The sequence below is a fragment of the Geodermatophilus siccatus genome, assembly GCF_900103785.1.
GTDB classification, from domain to species: Bacteria; Actinomycetota; Actinomycetes; order Mycobacteriales; family Geodermatophilaceae; genus Geodermatophilus; species Geodermatophilus siccatus.
This window is the reverse complement of the sequence record NZ_FNHE01000004.1, coordinates 232780-253268: the sequence shown is the minus strand read 5'-3', so window position 1 is coordinate 253268 and position 20489 is coordinate 232780. Positions and strand designations below refer to the sequence as shown.

At 73.6% G+C, this 20489-nt stretch carries 13 protein-coding genes, 1 pseudogene and 1 riboswitch; of the genes and pseudogenes, 5 read left to right on the top strand and 9 right to left on the bottom strand.

The window, feature by feature from the left end; translation table 11 throughout:
• Positions 1 to 6 precede the first annotated feature (6 nt).
• Positions 7 to 1485 carry an amidase gene (locus BLS21_RS09800; RefSeq protein ID WP_091217094.1) on the bottom strand — a complete coding sequence of 493 codons (1479 nt, stop codon included), beginning with the start codon at positions 1483 to 1485 and terminating at the stop codon, positions 7 to 9.
• Positions 1486 to 1535: 50 nt separating this feature from the next.
• Between BLS21_RS09800 and BLS21_RS09795 the strand changes: the two genes are divergently transcribed.
• Positions 1536 to 2192, top strand: a complete 657-nt coding sequence (locus BLS21_RS09795; protein ID WP_091217090.1) for an MBL fold metallo-hydrolase — start codon at positions 1536 to 1538, stop codon at positions 2190 to 2192.
• A gap of 7 nt (positions 2193 to 2199) precedes the next feature.
• On the opposite strand, the gene BLS21_RS09790 is transcribed toward BLS21_RS09795, so the two are convergent.
• The 7 genes from BLS21_RS09790 to uvrB all read right to left on the bottom strand — a co-directional run bounded on the left by BLS21_RS09790 (position 2200) and on the right by uvrB (position 11556).
• Entirely contained in the window at positions 2200 to 2478 is a 279-nt protein-coding gene (locus tag BLS21_RS09790) for a hypothetical protein (protein WP_091217087.1), read from the bottom strand.
• A gap of 11 nt (positions 2479 to 2489) precedes the next feature.
• Entirely contained in the window at positions 2490 to 3251 is a 762-nt protein-coding gene (locus BLS21_RS09785; protein WP_091217084.1) for an SDR family NAD(P)-dependent oxidoreductase, read from the bottom strand.
• A 19-nt stretch (positions 3252 to 3270) separates the two neighbouring features.
• Positions 3271 to 4272: an acetamidase/formamidase family protein gene (locus BLS21_RS09780; RefSeq protein ID WP_091217080.1), complete on the bottom strand. Its 1002-nt coding sequence runs from the start codon at positions 4270 to 4272 to the stop codon at positions 3271 to 3273.
• Between the two features lie 152 nt (positions 4273 to 4424).
• Entirely contained in the window at positions 4425 to 6431 is a 2007-nt protein-coding gene (locus BLS21_RS09775) for a S9 family peptidase (RefSeq protein ID WP_091217078.1), read from the bottom strand.
• Between the two features lie 28 nt (positions 6432 to 6459).
• The gene (locus BLS21_RS09770) at positions 6460 to 7566 is read right to left on the bottom strand and encodes a TerC family protein (RefSeq protein ID WP_091217075.1); all 1107 of its coding nucleotides are present in this window, start codon (positions 7564 to 7566) and stop codon (positions 6460 to 6462) included.
• 336 nt (positions 7567 to 7902) lie between these two features.
• Positions 7903 to 9060, bottom strand: coding sequence for a TerC family protein (locus BLS21_RS09765; RefSeq protein WP_245700280.1), 1158 nt, complete (start codon positions 9058 to 9060; stop codon positions 7903 to 7905).
• A 381-nt stretch (positions 9061 to 9441) separates the two neighbouring features.
• Positions 9442 to 11556, bottom strand: coding sequence for an excinuclease ABC subunit UvrB (uvrB, locus tag BLS21_RS09760; protein WP_091217069.1), 2115 nt, complete (start codon positions 11554 to 11556; stop codon positions 9442 to 9444).
• A 463-nt stretch (positions 11557 to 12019) separates the two neighbouring features.
• Between uvrB and glgX the strand changes: the two genes are divergently transcribed.
• From glgX to BLS21_RS09745, 3 genes are all read left to right on the top strand, one after another.
• Positions 12020 to 14137: a glycogen debranching protein GlgX gene (gene glgX / locus BLS21_RS09755; RefSeq protein WP_091217067.1), complete on the top strand. Its 2118-nt coding sequence runs from the start codon at positions 12020 to 12022 to the stop codon at positions 14135 to 14137.
• 2 nt (positions 14138 to 14139) lie between these two features.
• Entirely contained in the window at positions 14140 to 16479 is a 2340-nt protein-coding gene (treY, locus tag BLS21_RS09750) for a malto-oligosyltrehalose synthase (protein ID WP_091217064.1), read from the top strand.
• A 327-nt stretch (positions 16480 to 16806) separates the two neighbouring features.
• A riboswitch (cyclic di-AMP (ydaO/yuaA leader) is annotated at positions 16807 to 16974 on the top strand.
• 24 nt (positions 16975 to 16998) lie between these two features.
• Positions 16999 to 17559 carry a LysM peptidoglycan-binding domain-containing protein gene (locus BLS21_RS09745; protein WP_281241926.1) on the top strand — a complete coding sequence of 187 codons (561 nt, stop codon included), beginning with the start codon at positions 16999 to 17001 and terminating at the stop codon, positions 17557 to 17559.
• A 372-nt stretch (positions 17560 to 17931) separates the two neighbouring features.
• Here the strand turns inward: BLS21_RS09745 and BLS21_RS26435 are convergent.
• Positions 17932 to 18453 (bottom strand): annotated as a pseudogene (locus BLS21_RS26435) (ABC transporter permease family protein); the annotation flags it as partial.
• Between the two features lie 197 nt (positions 18454 to 18650).
• Between BLS21_RS26435 and treZ the strand changes: the two are divergent.
• Entirely contained in the window at positions 18651 to 20489 is a 1839-nt protein-coding gene (gene treZ, locus BLS21_RS09735) for a malto-oligosyltrehalose trehalohydrolase (protein WP_245700237.1), read from the top strand.

Below are 20489 nucleotides of genomic sequence, written 5' to 3'. Positions count from 1 at the left end.
GGGTGCTCAGACGGGAGCCGGGGACGACGCTCCGGCGGGGTCGAAGACGGGAGCGTGACGACGCCAGGGCAGCCGACGCTCCAGCTCTCCGGCCAGCCAGAGTAGTCGCCTCTCGGCACCCGGGGGGCCGGCGAACTGGACCGCCAGCGGCTGCCCCGTGGGGCGGGTGCCGGCGGGCAGCACGAGGGCCGGGAGGCCGGCCAGGTTCCAGGCCGGCGTCCACGGTGCCCAGCGGGCGTTGGCCGTCAGGTTGGCCGCGAACGAGCGCTCGTGCCAGGGCCGGGCGGGCAGCGGCGGGCCGGTCACGACCGGGGTGAGGAGCAGATCAAGGACCTCTCCGCCCCCCACCCCTCGCACGCTCGCGGTGGGGCCCTGCGGGGAGGCCGTACGGCTCGCTCCGTCGAAGAACCCCACCATCCGCTCGCGGAACCGCTCGGCGGTCGCCGGGCGGACCAGGCCGGCGGCCCGGACGGCGCGGCCGATGCGCGCGTGCGTGCGGCTGCGCGGTTGGAGGTCGGCGAGAGGGACGCCGAGGTGGGCGGCGTCGTCGGCAGCCGCTGCCATCCAGCGGGTCAGCACGCCGGCCGCGGCACCCGGGGTGATCGGCGGGTCGCGGCGGACGACGGTGTGGCCGGCCGCGGTGAGGGCCGCGACCACCGCGTCGACGGCCGCCCGGGCGGGGCCGTCGGCGCGCGTCCCCGGCAGTGGGGAGCGGGTCGACACGGCGATGCGCAGCGGCCGACCCGGCGCCTCGAGCGGGCCCGGTTCCTCCCCCGCCAGCACCGCGTGGGCCACCGTGAGGTCGGCCACCGTGGTCGCCAGTGCTCCGTTGACCGCCATCCCGGACCAGTCGTCGGCACCGATGCCGCCGGGCACCACCCCCACCCCCGGCTTGAGGGCGACCAGCCCGCAGGCCGCGGCCGGCAGGCGCAACGAGCCCATCCCGTCGTTGCCGTGGGCCAGCGGGACCGCGCCGGAGGCGACCGCCGCCGCGCTGCCGCCGGAGCTGCCGGCCGGCGACCGCGCCGTGTCCCAGGGGTTGCGGGTGACCGTGCCCGGCCCATCGGTGGCGCCGTAGAGGCCCAGCTCCGGCATCCGGGTGATACCGACGACGACCGCCCCGGCCCGGCGCAGCCGTCCCACCACCTCGGCGTCGCGGGTCTCCGGCGGCCCGGTGCGGGCGGCGGAGCCGTCGGTGCAGACCTCACCGGCGACGGCGACGTTGTCCTTGACCGCGACCGGCACCCCGGCCAGCGGCATCGCGAAGCGGGTGAGCGCGGTGTCGACGGCGTGCGCCTCGGCCAGGGCGGCCTCGCGGCGGACGACGCGGAAGGCGCCGACGCGCGGCTCCACCGCGTCGAGGTGGGCCAGGTGGGCGCGGACGACGTCGACCGCGGTCAGCTCCCCCGACCGGACGCGGGTGGCCAGCTCGGTGGCCGGGAGCCCGACGATCCGACCGGCGGGAAGACCTCCGCTAGCGTCCATGCCTGGACCGTAACCGCGGCCGCCGACACTCTCCGAACGGGAGGCTGGGGATGGGGTACACCGGGGACGTCGAGGTGGGCGGGCCGGCCGACGTCCGGGCGCTGCCGGGGCTGACGATCAGCAAGCTGGCGGTCAGCGAGATGGCCAACAACGCGTACCTGCTGCGCGACCCGGACACCGGTGAGGCCGTGCTCATCGACGCCGCGGCCGAGCCCGAGGCGCTGCGCGCCCTCATCGGAGACGCCGGCGTGCACACCGTCGTCACCACGCACGGGCACTGGGACCACCACCGCGCGCTGCCCGAGGTGGTCGAGGCGACCGGCGCGGTCACCGTCGCGCACCCGGCCGACGCCGACGAGCTGCCCGTCCCCGTGCAGCGGCCGGTGGTGCACGGCGACACGGTCCGGGTCGGCGGGCAGACCCTCGAGGTCATCCACCTGCGCGGGCACACGCCGGGCAGCATCGCGCTGCTCTGGCGCGGGCCGGAGGGCGCCGGCACGCACCTGTTCACCGGCGACAGCCTCTTCCCCGGCGGGGTGGGCAAGACCTGGTCGCCGGAGGACTTCACCAGCCTGGTCGACGACGTCGAGGAGCGGCTGTTCGGCACGCTGCCCGACGAGACGTGGGTCTATCCCGGGCACGGGAAGGACACGACGCTGGGCGCCGAGCGGCCGCACCTCGCGGAGTGGCGCGCCCGCGGCTGGTGAGCCGCGGTCACTCCTCGAAGAGCTCGACCAGCTCGTCGGGGGTGCCGGCCACGTGCAGGGGGACGACGGAGACCGTCCACCCGGGACGGCGCTCGTCGATGCCGATCGCGAGGTCCCAGGCGGCGCGGGCCGTGAGCGGGCCGAAGCACGCGTCGTCCCCGTCGTCGCTGAGGGCGACCTCGACCAGCCAGGTGTCGGAGAGGTCGGCGGCCAGCTCGGCGAACTCGGGCTCGGTGCCGTCCTCGGGCTCCGGGGAGTCGGCCTGCACGGGGTAGATGAGCGCCATGCCGCAGCCTCTCAGAGCTGGATGCCGCGGGTGAGGGCGCCGTCCACCACGAGGTTGGTGCCGGTCGTGAAGCTCGACACCGGGCTGGACAGGAAGACCACGGCGCGGGCCATCTCCTCCGGCGTCCCCATCCGGCCGGTGGGGTTGAGGCCCATCGCGGTCGAGTACAGGTCCGGCTGGCGCTGCTCGATCTGGTTCCAGACCCCGCCGGTGAAGTACGTGTTGCCCGGCGAGACGACGTTGGCCCGCACCCCGCGCCCGGCCAGCTGGAACGCCAGCCCCGAGACGTAGCCGACGACCGCGGTCTTCATCGTCCCGTAGGGGCCGGAGGCGAAGTCGGCCTCGCGCCCGGAGACGCTGGAGACGGCGACGATCGAACCGTTCGGGCTGGCCTCCAGGTGCGGGATCGCGGCCGTGGCGAGCCGCACGGTGTGCATGAGGTCGACCTCGAAGCTCGTGTACCAGTTCTCCTCGGTGTCCGGGATCGCCAGCGCGCTGACGTTGGCGACGACGGCGTCCAGCCCGCCGAGCCGGCCGGCGGCCGCCTCGACCCAGCCGGTCAGCGCCGGCCCGTCGCGGACGTCGAGCCGCGCGCCGGTCACCCGGCCCCCGCGCTCCGCGATCGCCTTCTCGGTCGCCTCGATCTCGGCGGCGTCGCGGGCGCAGAACTCCACGACCGCGCCCTCGTCGACGAAGGTCTCGACGACGGCCCGGCCGATGCCGCGGGTGCCGCCGGTGACGAGCACGCGGGAGCCGGTGAGCTGCAGGTCCACGGGTACCTCCGGGAGGGCGTCAGAGCAGGGTGGCCGCGCGGCGGCGGAGGTCGTCGTGCAGCCCGCCGTACGCGGTGGCCCGCGGCAGCAGCGACTTCCGGGCCTTCACCACGGCGCTGTAGTTCGCGTCGACCACGTTGGCGATGGGCACCTCGCTGATCTGCGAGAGCAACTGGTAGGCGTCCATGGGGTCCAACCCGTAGAGGTCGCGGAACCAGCGCACCAGCTCGACCTGACCGATCCGCCAGGCGTCCTCGAGCGGGCGGCTGGAGCCGACGGTCATCCAGTGGGTGTCGTCCTCCAAGCGGGGCCAGGCCGGCGCGTCGCCCTTGATGAGCTCGACGATGAGCGTGGTGGTCATCGCGCCCTCGACCGCGGTGCCACAGGCCTCGCCCTCGCCCTGCCGGTAGTGCCCGTCGCCGATCGAGAACAGCGCGCCCTCGACGTTGACCCCGAGGAAGCAGGTGGTGCCGGGCCGCATCTGCGGGGTGTCCATGTTGCCGCCGAAGCGCTCGGGGACCAGCGAGCTGCGCACCTCGCCGCCCATCGGGGCCACGCCGACCGTGCCGAGCATCGGCTCCACCGGGAGGGCGATCTCCAGGTCGGTGTGCCGGGCGGCGAAGGTCACCGTGTTGGCCGCGCGGTCCAGCTCGTAGATCCAGGTGGTGTCCGGCAGCGCCTCCTGCAGGGTCGCGGTCACCGCGGTGCTGGTCAGCCCGCCGAAGAACGGGATGGTGGCCGAGGCGCCCCAGTCCCGTGCCGGTTCCATCGCGACGAAGTGCAGGGCCAGGGTGTCCCCCGGCTCGGCGCCCTCGACGTGGAAGGGGCCGGTCTGCGGGTTGATGAAGCGCAGGTCGACCTTGTCGCTCGAGAGGTCCTTGGTCGAGCGGAGCGCGCCGTTGAACGCGTCCTCGGACCACACCCGCAGCGCCGTCCCCGGCCTGATCCGCATCAGGGGTGCGACACCACCGAAGGTGTAGGCGTACTGCTCGAACGTGGGCGTGACCTCGACGACGTCCATGCCGCACCCTAGGGACGCGCGGACACCGACGGCAACGGCGAGCCGTCGTCTGCACGCTGCGGGCCGCCCCGGGGACGGCTGCTGCACGGCTGCTCTGCTCCTCCGCGTGCGGTCCCGGGGTGCGGAGGAGGACGCGGCCGGCGACCGTCTGCTCAGTCCAGCCGGGTGGCCCGCACGGTCAGCGGTCCCCGGCCGTCGTGGTCGCCCGGCAGCGGTGCGCCGTCCACGACGGCACCCGGGAGGTCCTGGTCAGGGGTGACCGGCAGCCAGCGCGCCCACCAGCGCAGCAGGTGGTCGAGCCGGGCCAGCCGGTGCCGGGGCCGCCCGGTCCGGCCGAGGTCCGAGCCCTCCCCGGGGAAGAGCAGCAGCTCCGCCGGGACGCCGCGGCGCTTGAGCTCGACGTAGCGCCGCACCCCCTGCTCGCGCGGGAAGCGCCGGTCGTCCTCCCCGTGCACCACCAGGGTGGGCGTGCTGGTCGCGGCCGACGGGACCGGCGGGTCCACGCCGAGGTACTGGTCGACGAACCACCAGCCCACGTCCGAGGTGCCGACCAGACCGGCCGGGTCGGTGAGCGCCCCGTCGACGACGGCCGCGGCGAACCGCGTCGTCCGGCCGGTGAGCACGGTCGCCAGCCAGCCGCCGTAGCCGGTGCCCATGACGCCGACCCGCTCGGGGTCGAGCGCCGGGTCGGTGAGCACGGCGTCGAGGAACGCGGTGACGTCGTCGGCGTCCACCGTGCCGCCGGCGCCGCGCACCGCCCGGGCGTGCGCCTGCCCGTACCCGGGCGAGCCCCGCGGGGCGCAGCGGACGACGGCGTAGCCGGCCGACACCAGCACCTGGGTGTCCACCGACAGCGACCAGCCCTCGGGGCGGCGCAGCGGGTCGGACAGGCACAGCAGCACCGGGTGCGGCCCCGGTCCGCCGGGCACGGTCACCCACCCGTGCACCTCGGCGCCGTCCGGTGCGGTCGCGGTGCGCTCCTCCGAGCGGTGCAGCCGCCCGGTCGCGCCGAGCGCCCGGCCGAAGCCGGTGAGCAGCCGCCGCCGGCCGGGCGTGACGGCGATCAGCTCACCCGCGGAGCGGTTGTGGCCGACCGTGGCGACGACGACCCCGCCGGCCGCGGCCAGCCCGTGCACGGTGAACGGCCCGTCGACCAGCGCCTCCGGCGACCCGCCGTCCAGCGGCACGCGGAGCAGCTCGACGGCGCCGCGCGAGTGCACGCCGAGGTGGGCCGCTCGCCCGGCCAGCACGGTCGCCGGCGTCGCGTCGCCCCGGTCGGTGGCGGCCGGCGCCAGCACCGGCTCGAGCGCGCCGCCGGTGGCCCGCACCCGGCACAGGGTGGCGCCGCGGCCCACGACGTCCAGCCCGTCGCGACCCAGCTCGAGCCGGGCGGTCAGCCAGATCCAGTCGCCGGAGGGGTCGTAGGCGGGCCGCGCGCACTCCGCCCGGCCGTCGGTGACCCGGCGCAGCGTCCCGCCCGCGGCCGGGACCGCGTACACGTCGCGCACCAGGTCGCGGTCGGCGCGCGCGTGCCGGGCGGAGACGAACGCCAGCTCCGCTCCGTCCGGGCTCCAGGTGACGTCGGTGTCGTCGACGTTGCCGTCGGTGACCTGGCGGGGCCGCGGCGGCGTCCCGTCGTCCTCCCCCGCCGGGGGCAGGTCGAGGACGAAGAGGTGGCTGTGCCGGTCGGTCACGACCCCGGCGCCGTCGGCCTGCCAGCGCAGCGTGGTGACCAACCACGGTGGCTGCGCGGCCCGGTCCACGCCGGAGCGGTCGACCTGCGGCACCCGGGCGGTCCAGGCCAGCCGGCGGGAGTCCGGGGACCAGACCGGCCGACCGGTCCCCAGCGGGGCGTCGGTCAGCCGGCGGGGTGCGCCGCCGGCCGTGGGCAGCAGGTGCAGCTGCGGCGGACCGCCCGGCTCGGCGCCCCGGTAGGCCAGCCAGCGGCCGTCCGGGGAGAAGACCGGGTCGGTGTCCCGCGGGCCGGGCGTCAGCGGGCGGGCCGGCGCCGACCCGTCGGTGGGCACGGCCCACAGCCGGCTGCGCTCGGCGTCGTCCCCCGGGTCGGGCCGGGTGACGGCGACGACGGCCATGCGCCCGTCCGGGGAGACCGTGGGGACGCCGGGCGTGCGCAGCAGCGCGAGGTCGTCAGGGCGCACGGTCGTCGTGCTTCCCGCGCGCGGCGGCTCAGCGGTGGCGGGTCTCCTCCTCGGGCTCCACCGTGAGCCGCGACTCGGCCTTCGCAGCCGCGGCCGGCCCGCCCGTGGCCACGGACTCGGCGGTCTCCGGCGCGACGTCCGGGGCTCCCGGGCCCTGGTCCTCGTCCGGCAGCTGACCGCGGGTCTTGAGCAGGCTGGCGACCGTGGCGACCAGCAGGACGCCGAGGATGACGCTCAGCGACAGCCAGATCGGGATGGTCGGGACCGCCTCGACGTGCTCGCCGCCGTTGATGAACGGCAGGTTGTTCTCGTGCAGGGCCTCGAGGATCAGCTTGACGCCGATGAAGGCGAGGATGACCGCCAGGCCCAGGGACAGGTACACCAGCCGCTTGAGCAGCCCGCCGAGCAGGAAGTACAGCTGGCGCAGGCCCATCAGCGCGAAGACGTTCGCGGTGAAGACGATGAACGGCTCGCGGGTCAGGCCGAAGATCGCCGGGATGCTGTCGAGCGCGAAGAGCAGGTCCGTCGTCCCCAGGGCGAGGAAGACGATCACCATCGGCGTCCAGAGCTTCTTGCCGTTCTCGGTGACACGGATCTTGGCGCCCTGGAAGTCCTGCGTCATCGGCAGGACCTTGCGCATCCGCCGGATGAAGGCGTTCTCCTCGTAGTCCTCGTCCTCGCCGCGGTGCCGGACCAGGTTGATCGCGGTGTACACGAGGAAGGCGCCGAAGATGTAGAAGACCCAGATGAACCGCTCGATCACCGCGGCGCCGAGCAGGATGAAGATGCCGCGCAGGACCAGGGCGATGATGATGCCGACCATCAGGGCCTCCTGCTGCAGGTGCCGGGGCACCCGGAAGCGGGCCATGATGATCACGAAGACGAACAGGTTGTCGACCGACAACGAGTACTCGGTGAGCCAGCCGGCGTAGAACTCCGTCGCGTACGTGCCGTTGGTGAAGCTCAGCAGCAACAGCCCGAACAGCAGGGCCAGCGCCACGTAGAAGCTCACCCAGATGCTCGCCTCCTTCACGGAGGGCTCGTGGGGCCGACGCGCGACGATGGCGAGGTCGGCCAGCAGCAGGACCGTGAGGCCCACGAACGTGGCGACCTCGAACCAGACGGGGAGTTCCATACGGCCATTTCCTCCGGGGACAGGCAGGTGTCAGCACCGGAGGTCTCTCCCACCGCCGGCCCGGGGCCGGCGATCGGCAGCACCGGAGGCCATGGGACCTCGTGATGACGACACTGCCGCGGGGGGATACTCCCCTCCATCGAACGGCCCCGGACCGGCGCAGTCGTCGGTGGCTGCGGCCTTCTGAAGCCGCGCCCACCGTACTCGCCCCCTCGTCCTCCCTCGACGCGACGTCCCGGGTGATCTCCCTGGCACCGTGTGTCACGGTCGGTCCACCGGCAGACGGCACCGGGCCCGCCCTCGGGAGAGGACGGGCCCGGTGTGGGCGGGAGGCGGTCAGCCGGGGTGGCGCGGAGAGCCGCTGGAGGCGTGCTCGGGGGCGTCGGTCACCGGCGCGTCGTGCGGCGAGCGCGGGGCCTGGTCGGGACGACGCGCATGCGGGTCGCGGTCGCCGGGCCCCTGCGCCACCAGGCCCTCGCCGGCGGCCGCCGCGTCACCGGCGCCGGTGGGCGACTCGAGACCGCGGGCCGCGTCACGCCGGTTCTTCGCCAGGCTCGCGACCGTGGTCACGAGGAGCGTGATCAGGATGACAGTCAGCGACAGCCAGGTGGGCACCTCGGGGATCACCGTGACGTGCTCACCGCCGTTGATGAACGGCAGCTCGTTCTCGTGCAGCGCGTGGATGAGCAGCTTCACGCCGATGAAGCCGAGGATCACGGCCAGCCCGTAGGACAGGTAGACCAGCCGGTCGAGCAGGCCGTCGATGAGGAAGAACAGCTGCCGGAGGCCCAGCAGCGCGAAGGCGTTCGCGGTGAAGACGAGGTACGTCTCCTGGGTCAGCCCGAAGATCGCCGGGATCGAGTCGACGGCGAAGAGGATGTCCGCGCTGGCGATGGCGACCAGGGCGATGGCCAGCGGGGTGATGTACCGCCGGCCGTTGATCTTGGTGACCATCTTGTCGGAGTGGTACTCGTCGGTGGTCGGGAAGACCTTGCGGGCCAGCCGCAGCGCGGCGTTCTCCTTGAACTCCTCGTCGTGCGAGTGGCCGCCGCCGCGTGCCTGCGCCCACGCGGTCCAGATGAGGAACCCGCCGAAGACGTAGAAGATCCAGCTGAACTGCTCGATCGCGGCCGCGCCGACGAAGATGAACACCGTCCGCAGGGCCAGGGCGAAGGCGATGCCGAACAGCAGCACCTTCTGCTGCAGCTCCCGTGGGACCGCGAAGCTGGCCATGATCAGGACGAACACGAAGAGGTTGTCGACCGAGAGGCTCTTCTCGGTGATGTACCCGGCGAAGTACTCACCGGCGTACTGGCCACCCGAGAACCACAGGACCAGCAGACCGAAGACCACGGCGATGCCGACGTAGACCGCCGACCAGATCGCCGACTCGCGCAGCGTCGGTGCGTGCGGGGTGCGCACGTGACCGACGAAGTCGAACACCAGCATCCCGACGATCGCAGCGATCGTCAGGGCCCACACCCAGAAGGGCACGTCCAAGGCAGGTACCTCCGGTGACTCGGCGGCGCACGAGGCGCCGCGGCGTCGGACCAGAGGTCTCTCCCGCCCCCTCACTGCTGAGGTGGCCGGCGGCGCCGGGGGCCCATGGGGACCCCGTACTGACGACACCGCCGCGCGGGGATACTCCCCTCCACGGAACCGCTGACGCCGACCCACGACACGGGGCCGCCATCGAGCGGGTTACTTCCCCGATGACGCTACCGGGATGCACGGTGTTCCCCGGATGAGAATGAACTCATCCGGGCGTGACGTGGGCCACCGGCTCTGGAGCACCACCGACCCGCGAGAGCAGCGGGGGCAGGGGCGGCCCCGTCCCGGGGTGGCCCCCTCCAGAGGCCCGAGACGGGTCCTCTCTCAGGCGTGCGCGGCGTCGAGCTGGCGCAGCTCCTTCTTCAGCTCGGTCAGCTCGTCGCGCAGCCGGGCGGCCACCTCGAACTGCAGCTCGCGGGCGGCGGCCAGCATCTGGTCGTTCATCTGCGTGATGAGGTCGGCCAGCTCGGCGCGCGGCAGCCCCTGGACGTCGATGCCGCCGGCCTTGCCCGCCTTCTTCGACGACAGCCCCGGCACCGGCGCCTTGCCGCGGGACTGCTGCCGGCCCGAGCCGCCGACCAGCTCGACGTCCTCGGCGTCCTCCGCGGCGCGGTAGATGCCGTCGAGGATGTCGACGATCTTCTTGCGCAGCGGCTGCGGGTCGATGCCGCGCTCGGTGTTGTACGCGATCTGCTTCTCGCGCCGCCGGTTGGTCTCCTCGATGGCCTGCGCCATGGAGGGCGTGATCGTGTCGGCGTACATGTGCACCTGGCCGGAGACGTTGCGGGCCGCGCGGCCGATGGTCTGGATCAGCGACCGGTTCGACCGGAGGAAGCCCTCCTTGTCGGCATCGAGGATCGCCACGAGCGAGACCTCGGGCAGGTCGAGGCCCTCGCGCAGCAGGTTGATGCCGACCAGGACGTCGTACTCGCCCTGGCGGAGCTCGCGGAGCAGCTCGACCCGGCGCAGCGTGTCGACCTCGGAGTGCAGGTACCGCACCTTGATGCCCAGCTCGAGCAGGTAGTCGGTGAGGTCCTCGGCCATCTTCTTGGTGAGCGTGGTGACCAGCACCCGCTCGTCCTTCTCGGTGCGCACCCGGATCTCGTGCACCAGGTCGTCGATCTGGCCCTTGGTCGGCTTGACCACGACCTCGGGGTCGACCAGGCCGGTCGGCCGGATGACCTGCTCGACGACCTCGCCCTGCACCCGGCCGAGCTCGTAGTCGCCGGGGGTCGCGGAGAGGTAGACGGTCTGGCCGATCCGGTCGGTGAACTCCTCCCACTTCAGCGGGCGGTTGTCCATCGCCGACGGCAGCCGGAAGCCGTGCTCGACCAGCGTCCGCTTGCGGCTCATGTCGCCCTCGTACATGCCGCCGATCTGCGGCACCGTCACGTGCGACTCGTCGATGACGAGCAGGAAGTCGTCGGGGAAGTAGTCGAGCAGACAGGCGCCGGCGCTGCCGGGCGCGCGGCCGTCGATGTGCCGCGAGTAGTTCTCGATGCCGGAGCAGAAGCCGACCTGGCGCATCATCTCGATGTCGTAGGTGGTGCGCATGCGCAGCCGCTGGGCCTCCAGCAGCTTGCCCTGCCGCTCGAGCTCGGCCAGCCGCTGCTCGAGCTCGGCCTCGATGGAGGCGATCGCCCGCTCCATGCGCTCCGGGCCGGCGACGTAGTGGGTGGCCGGGAAGACGAACAGCTCGTCGACCTCGCGCACGACCTCACCGGTGAGCGGGTGCAGGTAGTACAGCCGCTCGACCTCGTCGCCGAACATCTCGATCCGGCAGGCCAGCTCCTCGTAGACCGGGAAGACCTCGATCGTGTCGCCGCGCACCCGGAAGGTGCCGCGGGTGAAGGACAGGTCGTTGCGGGTGTACTGCTCGGTGACCAGGGTGCGCAGCAGGTCGTCGCGGTCGCGCTCCTCCCCCACCTTGATCTTCAGCGCCCGGTCGACGTACTCCTCCGGCGTCCCCAGGCCGTAGATGCAGGAGACGGTGGAGACGACGACGACGTCGCGCCGGGTGAGCAGGCTGTTGGTTGCGGAGTGCCGCAGGCGCTCGACCTCCTCGTTGATCGAGGAGTCCTTCTCGATGTAGGTGTCGGTCTGCGGGACGTAGGCCTCGGGCTGGTAGTAGTCGTAGTACGAGACGAAGTACTCGACGGCGGCGTCGGGCAGCAGCTCGCGGAACTCGTTGGCCAGCTGCGCGGCCAGCGTCTTGTTCGGCGCCATGACCAGCGTCGGGCGCTGCACCTGCTCGATCAGCCAGGCCGTCGTCGCCGACTTGCCGGTACCGGTGGCGCCCAGCAGGACGGTGTCCTGCTCCCCCCGCCGGACGCGCTCGGTGAGCGCCGCGATCGCGGCCGGCTGGTCGCCCGAGGGCTCGAACTCGCTGACGACGCGGAAACGCCCGCGGGTGGGCCGGATGTCGGTGGTCGCGCGCACGGGATCGACGGTACGACCCCCCAGTGACAGGACCGCGTCCCTGAGCCGTCCGCGCACGCGAGGGACGGGCGGGACGACGGGACTGGCATCCGGTGCTTGCACGTGCTGGGGTCGCCGCCTAGCGTCCCCGGTCGCAGGAGCGGTCACCGCCGAGGACCAGTGCCACCCGGGGCCCTGCGCCCAGGACGAGGTCGGACCCGGCGTCACTGCCCCGGCCGGACCTGCGCACGACGCCCCCCACGGAGACCGCCGCGGGGGGCGTCGTCGTCCCGGCGCGGCTCTCCCTCCGGAGGCCGTGAGCGACGTCTCCGCAACCGTCGCCCCGCGGAGGATTGGACGGCCACGACCGCGGGCAACGGCAACCACGGAGCACCACGTGCGCCGACCTCCCCGCGCACGCCCCGCGGCGGGGAGGCCACCGGCCCCCGGCGTCCGGGGGCGCCAGCACAGGAGGACCTCGTCCATGAACCAGGTGTGGCCTGGAACCGCCTACCCCCTCGGCGCGACCTACGACGGCACCGGCACCAACTTCGCGATCTTCAGCGAGGTCGCCGAGAAGGTCGAGCTGTGCCTCTTCGACGACGACGGCAACGAGGAGCGCATCCGGCTCCCCGAGATGGACGGCTACGTCTGGCACGCCTTCCTGCCGGGCATCCAGCCCGGGCAGCGCTACGGCTACCGCGTGCACGGTCCCTACGACCCGTCCCAGGGCCTGCGCTGCAACCCCAACAAGCTGCTGCTCGACCCCTATGCGAAGGCGATCGACGGCCAGATCGACTGGGACCCGTCGGTCTTCGGCTACGACTTCGCCAGCGGTGAGCGCAACGACGACGACTCGGCCGCGCACATGCCGAAGTCCGTCGTCGTCAACCCGTACTTCGACTGGGGCGTCGACCGGCCGCCGAGGACGCCCTACCACAAGACCGTCATCTACGAGGCCCACGTCAAGGGCCTGACGATGACCCACCCCGACGTCCCGGAGGAGCTGCGCGGCACCTACGCCGGCATCGCGCACCCGGCCGTCATCTCCTACCTGCAGGAGCTCGGCGTGACCGCCATCGAGCTCATGCCGGTGCACCAGTTCGTGCAGGACGACACGCTCCAGCAGAAGGGCCTGCGCAACTACTGGGGCTACAACACGATCGGGTTCTTCGCGCCGCACAGCGAGTACGCGAGCAACACCGACAACGGCATGCAGGTGCAGGAGTTCAAGGGGATGGTCCGCACCCTGCACGAGGCGGGCATCGAGGTCATCCTCGACGTGGTCTACAACCACACCGCCGAGGGCAACCACCTCGGCCCCACGCTGTCGTTCAAGGGCATCGACAACCGGGCCTACTACCGGCTGGTCGAGGACGACCCGCAGTACTACATGGACTACACGGGCACCGGGAACTCGCTCAACGCCCGCACCCCGCAGGCGCTGCAGCTGATCATGGACTCGCTGCGGTACTGGGTCACCGAGATGCACGTCGACGGCTTCCGCTTCGACCTGGCCTCCACGCTGGCCCGCGAGCTGCACGCCGTCGACCGGCTGTCGGCCTTCTTCGACCTGGTGCACCAGGACCCGGTGGTCAGCCAGGTGAAGCTCATCGCCGAGCCGTGGGACGTCGGCGAGGGCGGCTACCAGGTCGGCAACTTCCCGGCCCTGTGGACCGAGTGGAACGGCAAGTACCGCGACACCGTCCGCGACTTCTGGCGCGGCGAGCCCTCCACCATCGGCGAGTTCGCCAGCCGGCTCACCGGCTCGGCCGACCTCTACCAGCACTCCGGCCGGCGCCCGGTGGCGAGCATCAACTTCGTCACCGCGCACGACGGGTTCACGCTCAACGACCTGGTCTCCTACAACGAGAAGCACAACGAGGCCAACGGCGAGGGCAACAACGACGGCGAGAGCCACAACCGCAGCTGGAACTGCGGCGTCGAGGGCCCGACCGTCGACAAGAAGGTCCTCAACCTGCGCGCCCGGCAGCGGCGCAACTTCCTGGCCACGCTGATGCTCAGCCAGGGCGTCCCGATGCTGCTGCACGGCGACGAGCTCGGCCGCACCCAGCAGGGCAACAACAACGGCTACTGCCAGGACTCGCCGCTGACCTGGATCCACTGGGACGAGGTGGACGAGGGGCTGCTGGCGTTCACCAAGCTGGTCACCAAGACCCGCCGCGACCACCCGACGTTCCGCCGCCGCCGGTTCTTCCACGGCCGCCCGGTGCGCCGGGGCGAGGGTGACCCGGTGCAGGACGTCGCCTGGCTGACCCCGTCCGGCGACCTGATGACCGAGGACGACTGGGACGCCGGCTATGCCAGGACGATCGCCATGTACCTCAACGGGCACGGCATCCGGGAGACCGACGAGCGCGGGGAGTACGTGGTCGACGACCACTTCTACCTGGCCTTCAACGCCCACCACGAGCCGATCGAGTTCACCCTGCCGGCGGAGGAGTACGCCGTGGCCGCGTGGACCGTCGTCCTCGACACCGCGGAGATGGGCGAGGTCGAGGCGCGGGAGCTCAAGCCCGGCGAGACGGTGACGGTGCAGGACCGCTCGATGGTCGTGCTGAGCGCGCCCCGGCGGTCGTGAGCGTGTCCGAGCCGCTGGACAGCGCTGCCCGCCGCCGGGACGTCCCCACCGGGACCTACCGGCTGCAGGTCACCGCCGAGTTCACGCTGGACGACGCCGCTGCCCTGGCCGGCTACCTCGCCGACCTGGGCGTGAGTCACGCCTACGCCTCGCCGCTGCTGCGGTCGGCGTCGGGCAGCACGCACGGCTACGACACCGTCGACCACGCGCACATCGACGAGTCGCGCGGCGGGCAGGCCGGCTTCGACCGGCTGGTCGCCGCGCTGCACGAGCAGGGGCTGGGCCTGGTGCTCGACCTGGTGCCCAACCACATGGGCGTCGCCGACCCGGCGGAGGCGCCGTGGTGGTGGGACGTGCTGCAGCACGGCCGGGAGAGCGCCCACGCCGCCGCGTTCGACATCGACTGGGACTTCGGCGGCGGCCGGGTGCGCATCCCCGTGCTCGGGTCGGCGGACGACGTCGAGAAGCTCGAGGTCGTCGAGACACCGGACGGCCCGGAGCTGCACTACTACGACAACCGCTTCCCGGTCGCGCCGGGCACCGGGCGCGGGACGCCGCAGGAGGTGCACGACCGGCAGCACTACGAGCTGGTCGACTGGCGGCGCGCCGACCGGGACCTCAACTACCGCCGGTTCTTCGCGATCAACACCCTCGCCGGGCTGCGCGCGGAGGACCCGGAGGTCTTCCGCGCCACGCACGACCTGGTGCTGCGGCTGGTCGAGGCAGGCGCGGTCGACGGGCTGCGCATCGACCACCCCGACGGCCTGGCCGACCCCAAGGGCTACCTCGACCGGCTGGCCGAGGCCACCGGCGGCCGGTGGACCGTGGTGGAGAAGATCCTCGAGCCCGGCGAGGACCTGCCGGAGTCGTGGCGGACCGCCGGGACGACGGGCTACGACGCGCTCGCCGAGGTCGACGACGTGCTGGTCGACCCGGCCGGCGCGACGGTGCTCAGCGCGCTGGACACCGAGCTCGTCGGCGCCCCGGTCGACTACGCCGAGCTGGTGCACGACTGCAAGCGCGAGGTGACCGACGGGATCCTCGGCTCGGAGGTGGCCCGCCTGGTGCGGGTCATCGGCGAGCTGCCCGGCATCCCCCGGGTGCAGCAGACCGAGGCGCTGGCCGAGCTGCTGGCGAGCTTCCCGGTGTACCGCACCTACCTGCCCGACGGCCGCGAGCACCTCGACGCCACCGTGGCCGCCGTGCGGGAACGGCGTCCCGACCTCGCCGCCGCGGTGGACGCGCTGCACCCGGTGCTCTCCCAGGCCGGGTCCGAGGCGGCGACCCGGTTCGAGCAGACCAGCGGTCCGGTCATGGCCAAGGGGGTCGAGGACAGCGCCTACTACCGGTGGGCCCGGTTCGTGGTGCTCAACGAGGTCGGCGGCGACCCGGCGCGGTTCGGCAGCACCGTGCAGGAGTTCCACGAGGCGCAGCAGCGCCGCGCGGAGCGCAAGCCGCAGTCGATGACCACGCTGTCGACCCACGACACCAAGCGCAGCGAGGACACCCGCGCCCGGCTGGCCGTGCTCGCCGAGCTGGGGGCCGAGTGGGCCGACCTGGTCCGCGGGCTGCTGACCCGGCACCCGCTGCCCGACCGGCCGCTGGCCCACCTGGTGTGGCAGAACCTGGTCGGCGCCTGGCCGCTGTCCCGCGAGCGGGCGCACGGCTACGCGGAGAAGGCGGCCCGCGAGGCGGGGACGTCGACGACCTGGACCGACGTCGACGAGGAGTTCGAGACGGCGCTGCACGAGATGGTGGACGCCGCCTACGACGACGAACGGACGCACGCCGAGATCGAGCGGTTCGCCGCCCGCCTCGCGCCGTTCGGCCGGTCCAACTCGCTGGCGCAGAAGCTGCTGCAGCTGACGATGCCCGGCGTCCCCGACGTCTACCAGGGCACCGAGCTGTGGGACCTCTCGCTGGTCGACCCGGACAACCGCCGTCCGGTCGACTACGAGCAGCGCCGCCGCTTGCTGGCGCAGCTCGACGCCGGCGAGGTCCCCCCGGTCGACGAGACCGGCGCGGCGAAGCTGCTCGTCGTCTCCCGCGTGCTGCGGGCGCGGCGGGAGCACCCGGAGTGGTTCGCCGGGTACGAGCCGGTGGCGGCCACCGGGGTCGCCGCCGACCACCTGGTCGCCTTCGACCGGGGCGGTGTGGTGCCCGTGGCCACCCGGCTGCCCGTGGGTCTGTCGATCGTCGGGTGGGGCGACACCGCGCTCCAGCTGCCGACCGGCGCCTGGCGGGACCTGCTCACCGGCGGCCGGTTCGTCTCCGACGCCGAGGGGTTGCCGGTGGCGGGGCTGCTCGAGCGGCTGCCGGTCGCGCTGCTGGTCCGCGACTGAGGAGGGACCACCTCCCCCCACGCCTCGCGGGCTCAGGCGGAGGGTCCCTGGAGGGTGGCCGTTCCAGTACCTCACCGGGCCCGGCGGGACCCTGCAGGGCCGCCGGGCCCGGGACGGGAACGGGGCTGAGACGCAGTTCACGTCCCCGCGGGTGCACGTGCGCCCGCGGGGACGTGACCAGGTGGTCTGCCCGGTCCCGGTCCCGACGGCCGGCCGGGTCACCCCTGTTGCTCCTGCGGCACGAGGTGAACCACCGTGACCTGACCGTTACCTTGTCCCGGCACCCCCCATCCGGGACCGGGTGCCGGAGCCGATCCGCCGAACCCCGTCCGTCGGCCGCCGTACCTCCTGCACAGCCAGGACGGGGGTGGGGGACCCATCTCGGTGTCCGGCCGGTCCGGCCGGGCACCTCGGGGTGAAGCCGTGTGCGCACGGCCGGGGCACCGATCGCTCCGAACCCGACAGCTCACCTCGCAGGCGGCGGATCGGGAGTCCCCCATGCGTTCGTCCTCTTCCCGCATGCCCGCACGCGCCCTGCGCCGCGGCGCCGTGGTGCTCGGCGGCGCCGCCGCCGTCTCCCTCGGCGTCCTCGCCGCCCCAGCCTCGGCAGCGGCCGCCAACGACTGGGACGCCGTCGCCCAGTGCGAGTCCAGCGGCAACTGGGCCATCAACACCGGCAACGGCTACTACGGCGGCCTGCAGTTCAGCGCGAGCACCTGGGCCGCCTTCGGTGGCCACGAGTACGCGCCCAACGCCCACCTGGCCACCAAGGCGCAGCAGATCGCCGTCGCCGAGCGCACGCTCGACGCGCAGGGCCCGGGTGCCTGGCCGACCTGCGGCAAGGCGCTCGACCCCTCCGCCCCCGAGGCGGGCGCGGCTCCGGCCGCGCCGGCCCTGGTGTCCGCCCCCGCACCGGCCGCCGCCGGCGGGACCTACACGGTGCAGGCCGGTGACACGCTCGGCCGCATCGCCTCGGAGCAGGGCGTCGCGGGTGGCTGGCAGGCGCTGTTCGCCGCCAACGACGACCAGCTGAGCAGCCCGGACCGCATCGCGGTCGGCCAGGTGCTGCAGCTGCCGTGAGGCGGACCGGCGGCCGGGGGACGCACTCCCCCGGCCGCCGGGTGCCGGTGACGGGTCGGAACGGCCACCCTCCAGGCCCCGCCGACCCCGTCCAGGGGCTCGCCGCGAGCCGGCGGGCGGTGAGGAGGACGGGGTCCTCCTTCCAGAACCGGATGGCGTCGATGACCCGCGCCCGGACGGCGATGACCGCGGGCAGCAGCCCGGCCGGGGCGCCCACCGCGGTCGCCGCGAGCAGCCCCTCGACGGCCGCGGCCACCGGGAAGCCCGGGTGTCCGCCAGCGGGACGCCGCTGGTGGGCAGCCGCTCCAGCGGCAGGGTGCGCACCAGCACGACCGACAGCGCCACCGCGGCGAGCCCGGCGAGGAACGTGGCGCAGACGCTCTCCGGCACGATCGCCGAGAAGACCCGCGCCGAGGTCGCGCCGAAGCTGCGCCGGACGCCGACCTCCCGGATCCGCTGGCGCACCGTCACCAGCCCGGTGTCCAGCACGCCGAGCCCACCGAGGACGAGCGCGACGACGCCGGCCCCGCGGATCGCCAGGCGCAGCAACCCGAGGGTCTCCTCCAGGCCCTGCGCATCCTGCCGGTAGGCGTCGACCTGCACGCCGCCGAGCGCCAGCCCGAGGTCGATGGTGACCACGGCCCTGACCTCGTCGGCCTGCTCCGGCGGCACCCAGAGCTCCAGCGTCGACGGGCCGAACACCCTCTCCGGCGGATCGGCCGCGCGCGGCGCGTCCCACGGGCCGCCGAGCGGTCCACCCGGCAGGCGAGCAGCTCGTCGCCGTCCCCCTCGCGGACGACGCCGACGACCGCCGCGCGCACCGAGGGCGACGGCGATGACGGTCCGCACCAGCAGACGCAGTGCCGCGAAGACGACGGTGCGGACCGTCTCCATGGCGCTGCTCATGGCGATCCTCGGGGCGGGGTGGTGCCCTCCGGCACCGGCAGGTGCGCACGGTGACGACACCACGACGGTCCGGATGACCCGTGGCGAACGGCACGCCGGGAACGCGTGGTTGGCGACCGCCCGCGCGGGCATGACCCCCCGGACCGCCCACATGACGACCCCGATCTCCCCCTGGAGGCCCCTGCATGTCCGCTGCCGTCGAGTTCGCCGTCTGGGCGCCGGTCCCGGAGCGGGTCCGGCTGCAGGTCGAGGGGTCGGTGCACGAGATGCGCCGGGAGGAGGGCGGCTGGTGGCGCGCCGAGGTCGAGGCCGGCCCGGAGGCCGACTACGGCTTCCTGCTCGGCGACGACGACACGCCCCGGCCGGACCCGCGCTCGCGCCGCCAGCCGGAGGGCGTGCACGGGCTGTCCCGCTGCCACGACCCGGCCTCCCACGAGTGGGGGGACCACGCCTGGACCGGCCGCCCGCTGGCCGGGGGCGTGGTCTACGAGATGCACGTCGGCACCTTCACGCCCGAGGGCACCCTCGACGCCGCCATCGGGAAGCTCGACCACCTCGTCGACCTCGGCGTCGACTTCGTCGAGCTGCTGCCGGTCAACGGCTTCGACGGCACGCACAACTGGGGCTACGACGGCGTCCTCTGGTACGCGGTGCAGGAGAACTACGGCGGCCCCGCGGCCTACCAGCGCTTCGTCGACGCCTGCCACCAGCGCGGCCTCGGCGTCCTCCAGGACGTCGTCTACAACCACCTCGGCCCGTCCGGGAACTACCTGCCGCTGTTCATGCCGATCTTCAGCGAGGGCGGCGCCAACACCTGGGGCAGCTCGGTCAACCTCTCGGGTCCGGACTCCGACGAGGTGCGGCGCTACATCCTCGACAACGCGCTGATGTGGCTGCGCGACATGCACGTCGACGGGCTGCGGCTGGACGCCGTCCACGCGCTGGTCGACGAGCGCGCCACCCACGTGCTCGAGGAGATGGCGCAGGAGGTCGACCGGCTGTCGGTGGCGCTCGGCCGGCCGCTGACGCTCATCGCCGAGAGCGACCTCAACGACCCGCGGATGGTCACCCCGCGGGTGGCCAACGGCACGGGCATCCACGCCCAGTGGAGCGACGACTTCCACCACGCGCTGCACTCGGTGCTCACCGGTGAGGGCCAGGGCTACTACGGCGACTTCGCCGCGGCCGGCCTCTCCGGGCTGGCCAAGACGCTGACCGGCGCCTACTTCCACGACGGCACCTGGTCCAGCTTCCGCCGCCGGCACCACGGCCGGCCGGTCGACACCGCCCTGCTGCCGGGCTGGAAGTTCCTCGGGTACCTGCAGGACCACGACCAGATCGGCAACCGCGCGGTGGGCGACCGCGTCTCGGCGTCGCTCTCCCCCGGCCTGCTCGCCGTCGGCGCGACGCTGGTGCTCACCAGCCCGTTCACCCCGATGCTCTTCATGGGCGAGGAGTGGGGCGCCTCCACGCCGTGGCAGTTCTTCACCAGCCACACCGACCCGGAGATCGGCCGGGCGACGGCCGAGGGGCGCAAGGGCGAGTTCGCCGAGCACGGGTGGGACGCCGACGAGGTGCCCGACCCGCAGGACCCGGAGACCTTCACCCGCTCCAAGCTGGACTGGTCGGAGGTGGAGCGGGAGCCGCACGCCCGGTTGCTGGCGACCACCCGGGCGCTGCTGGCGCTGCGCAGGCAGCACCCCGACCTGGTCGACCCCGACCTGTCGCGGGTGGAGGTCGCCTGGGACGACGAGGACCGCTGGCTGGTCGTGCACCGCGGCGCGCTGCGCGTGGTGGCCAACCTGTCCGGCGACGCGCGCGAGGTGGACCTCGACCGCGCGGCCACCGGCGTCCTCCTCGCGACCGGGGACGAGCCGGGCCTCGCCGGGACCACGGTGACCATGCCGGCGGAGAGCGCGGCCGTGCTGACCACCGCCGGGCGACAGCCCCGGGAGCATCGCAGCGAGCGCCAGCGAGCGAGGAGCGGACCGGGGCGCGGAGGTCGGCCAGAGGGCACCGCCTGA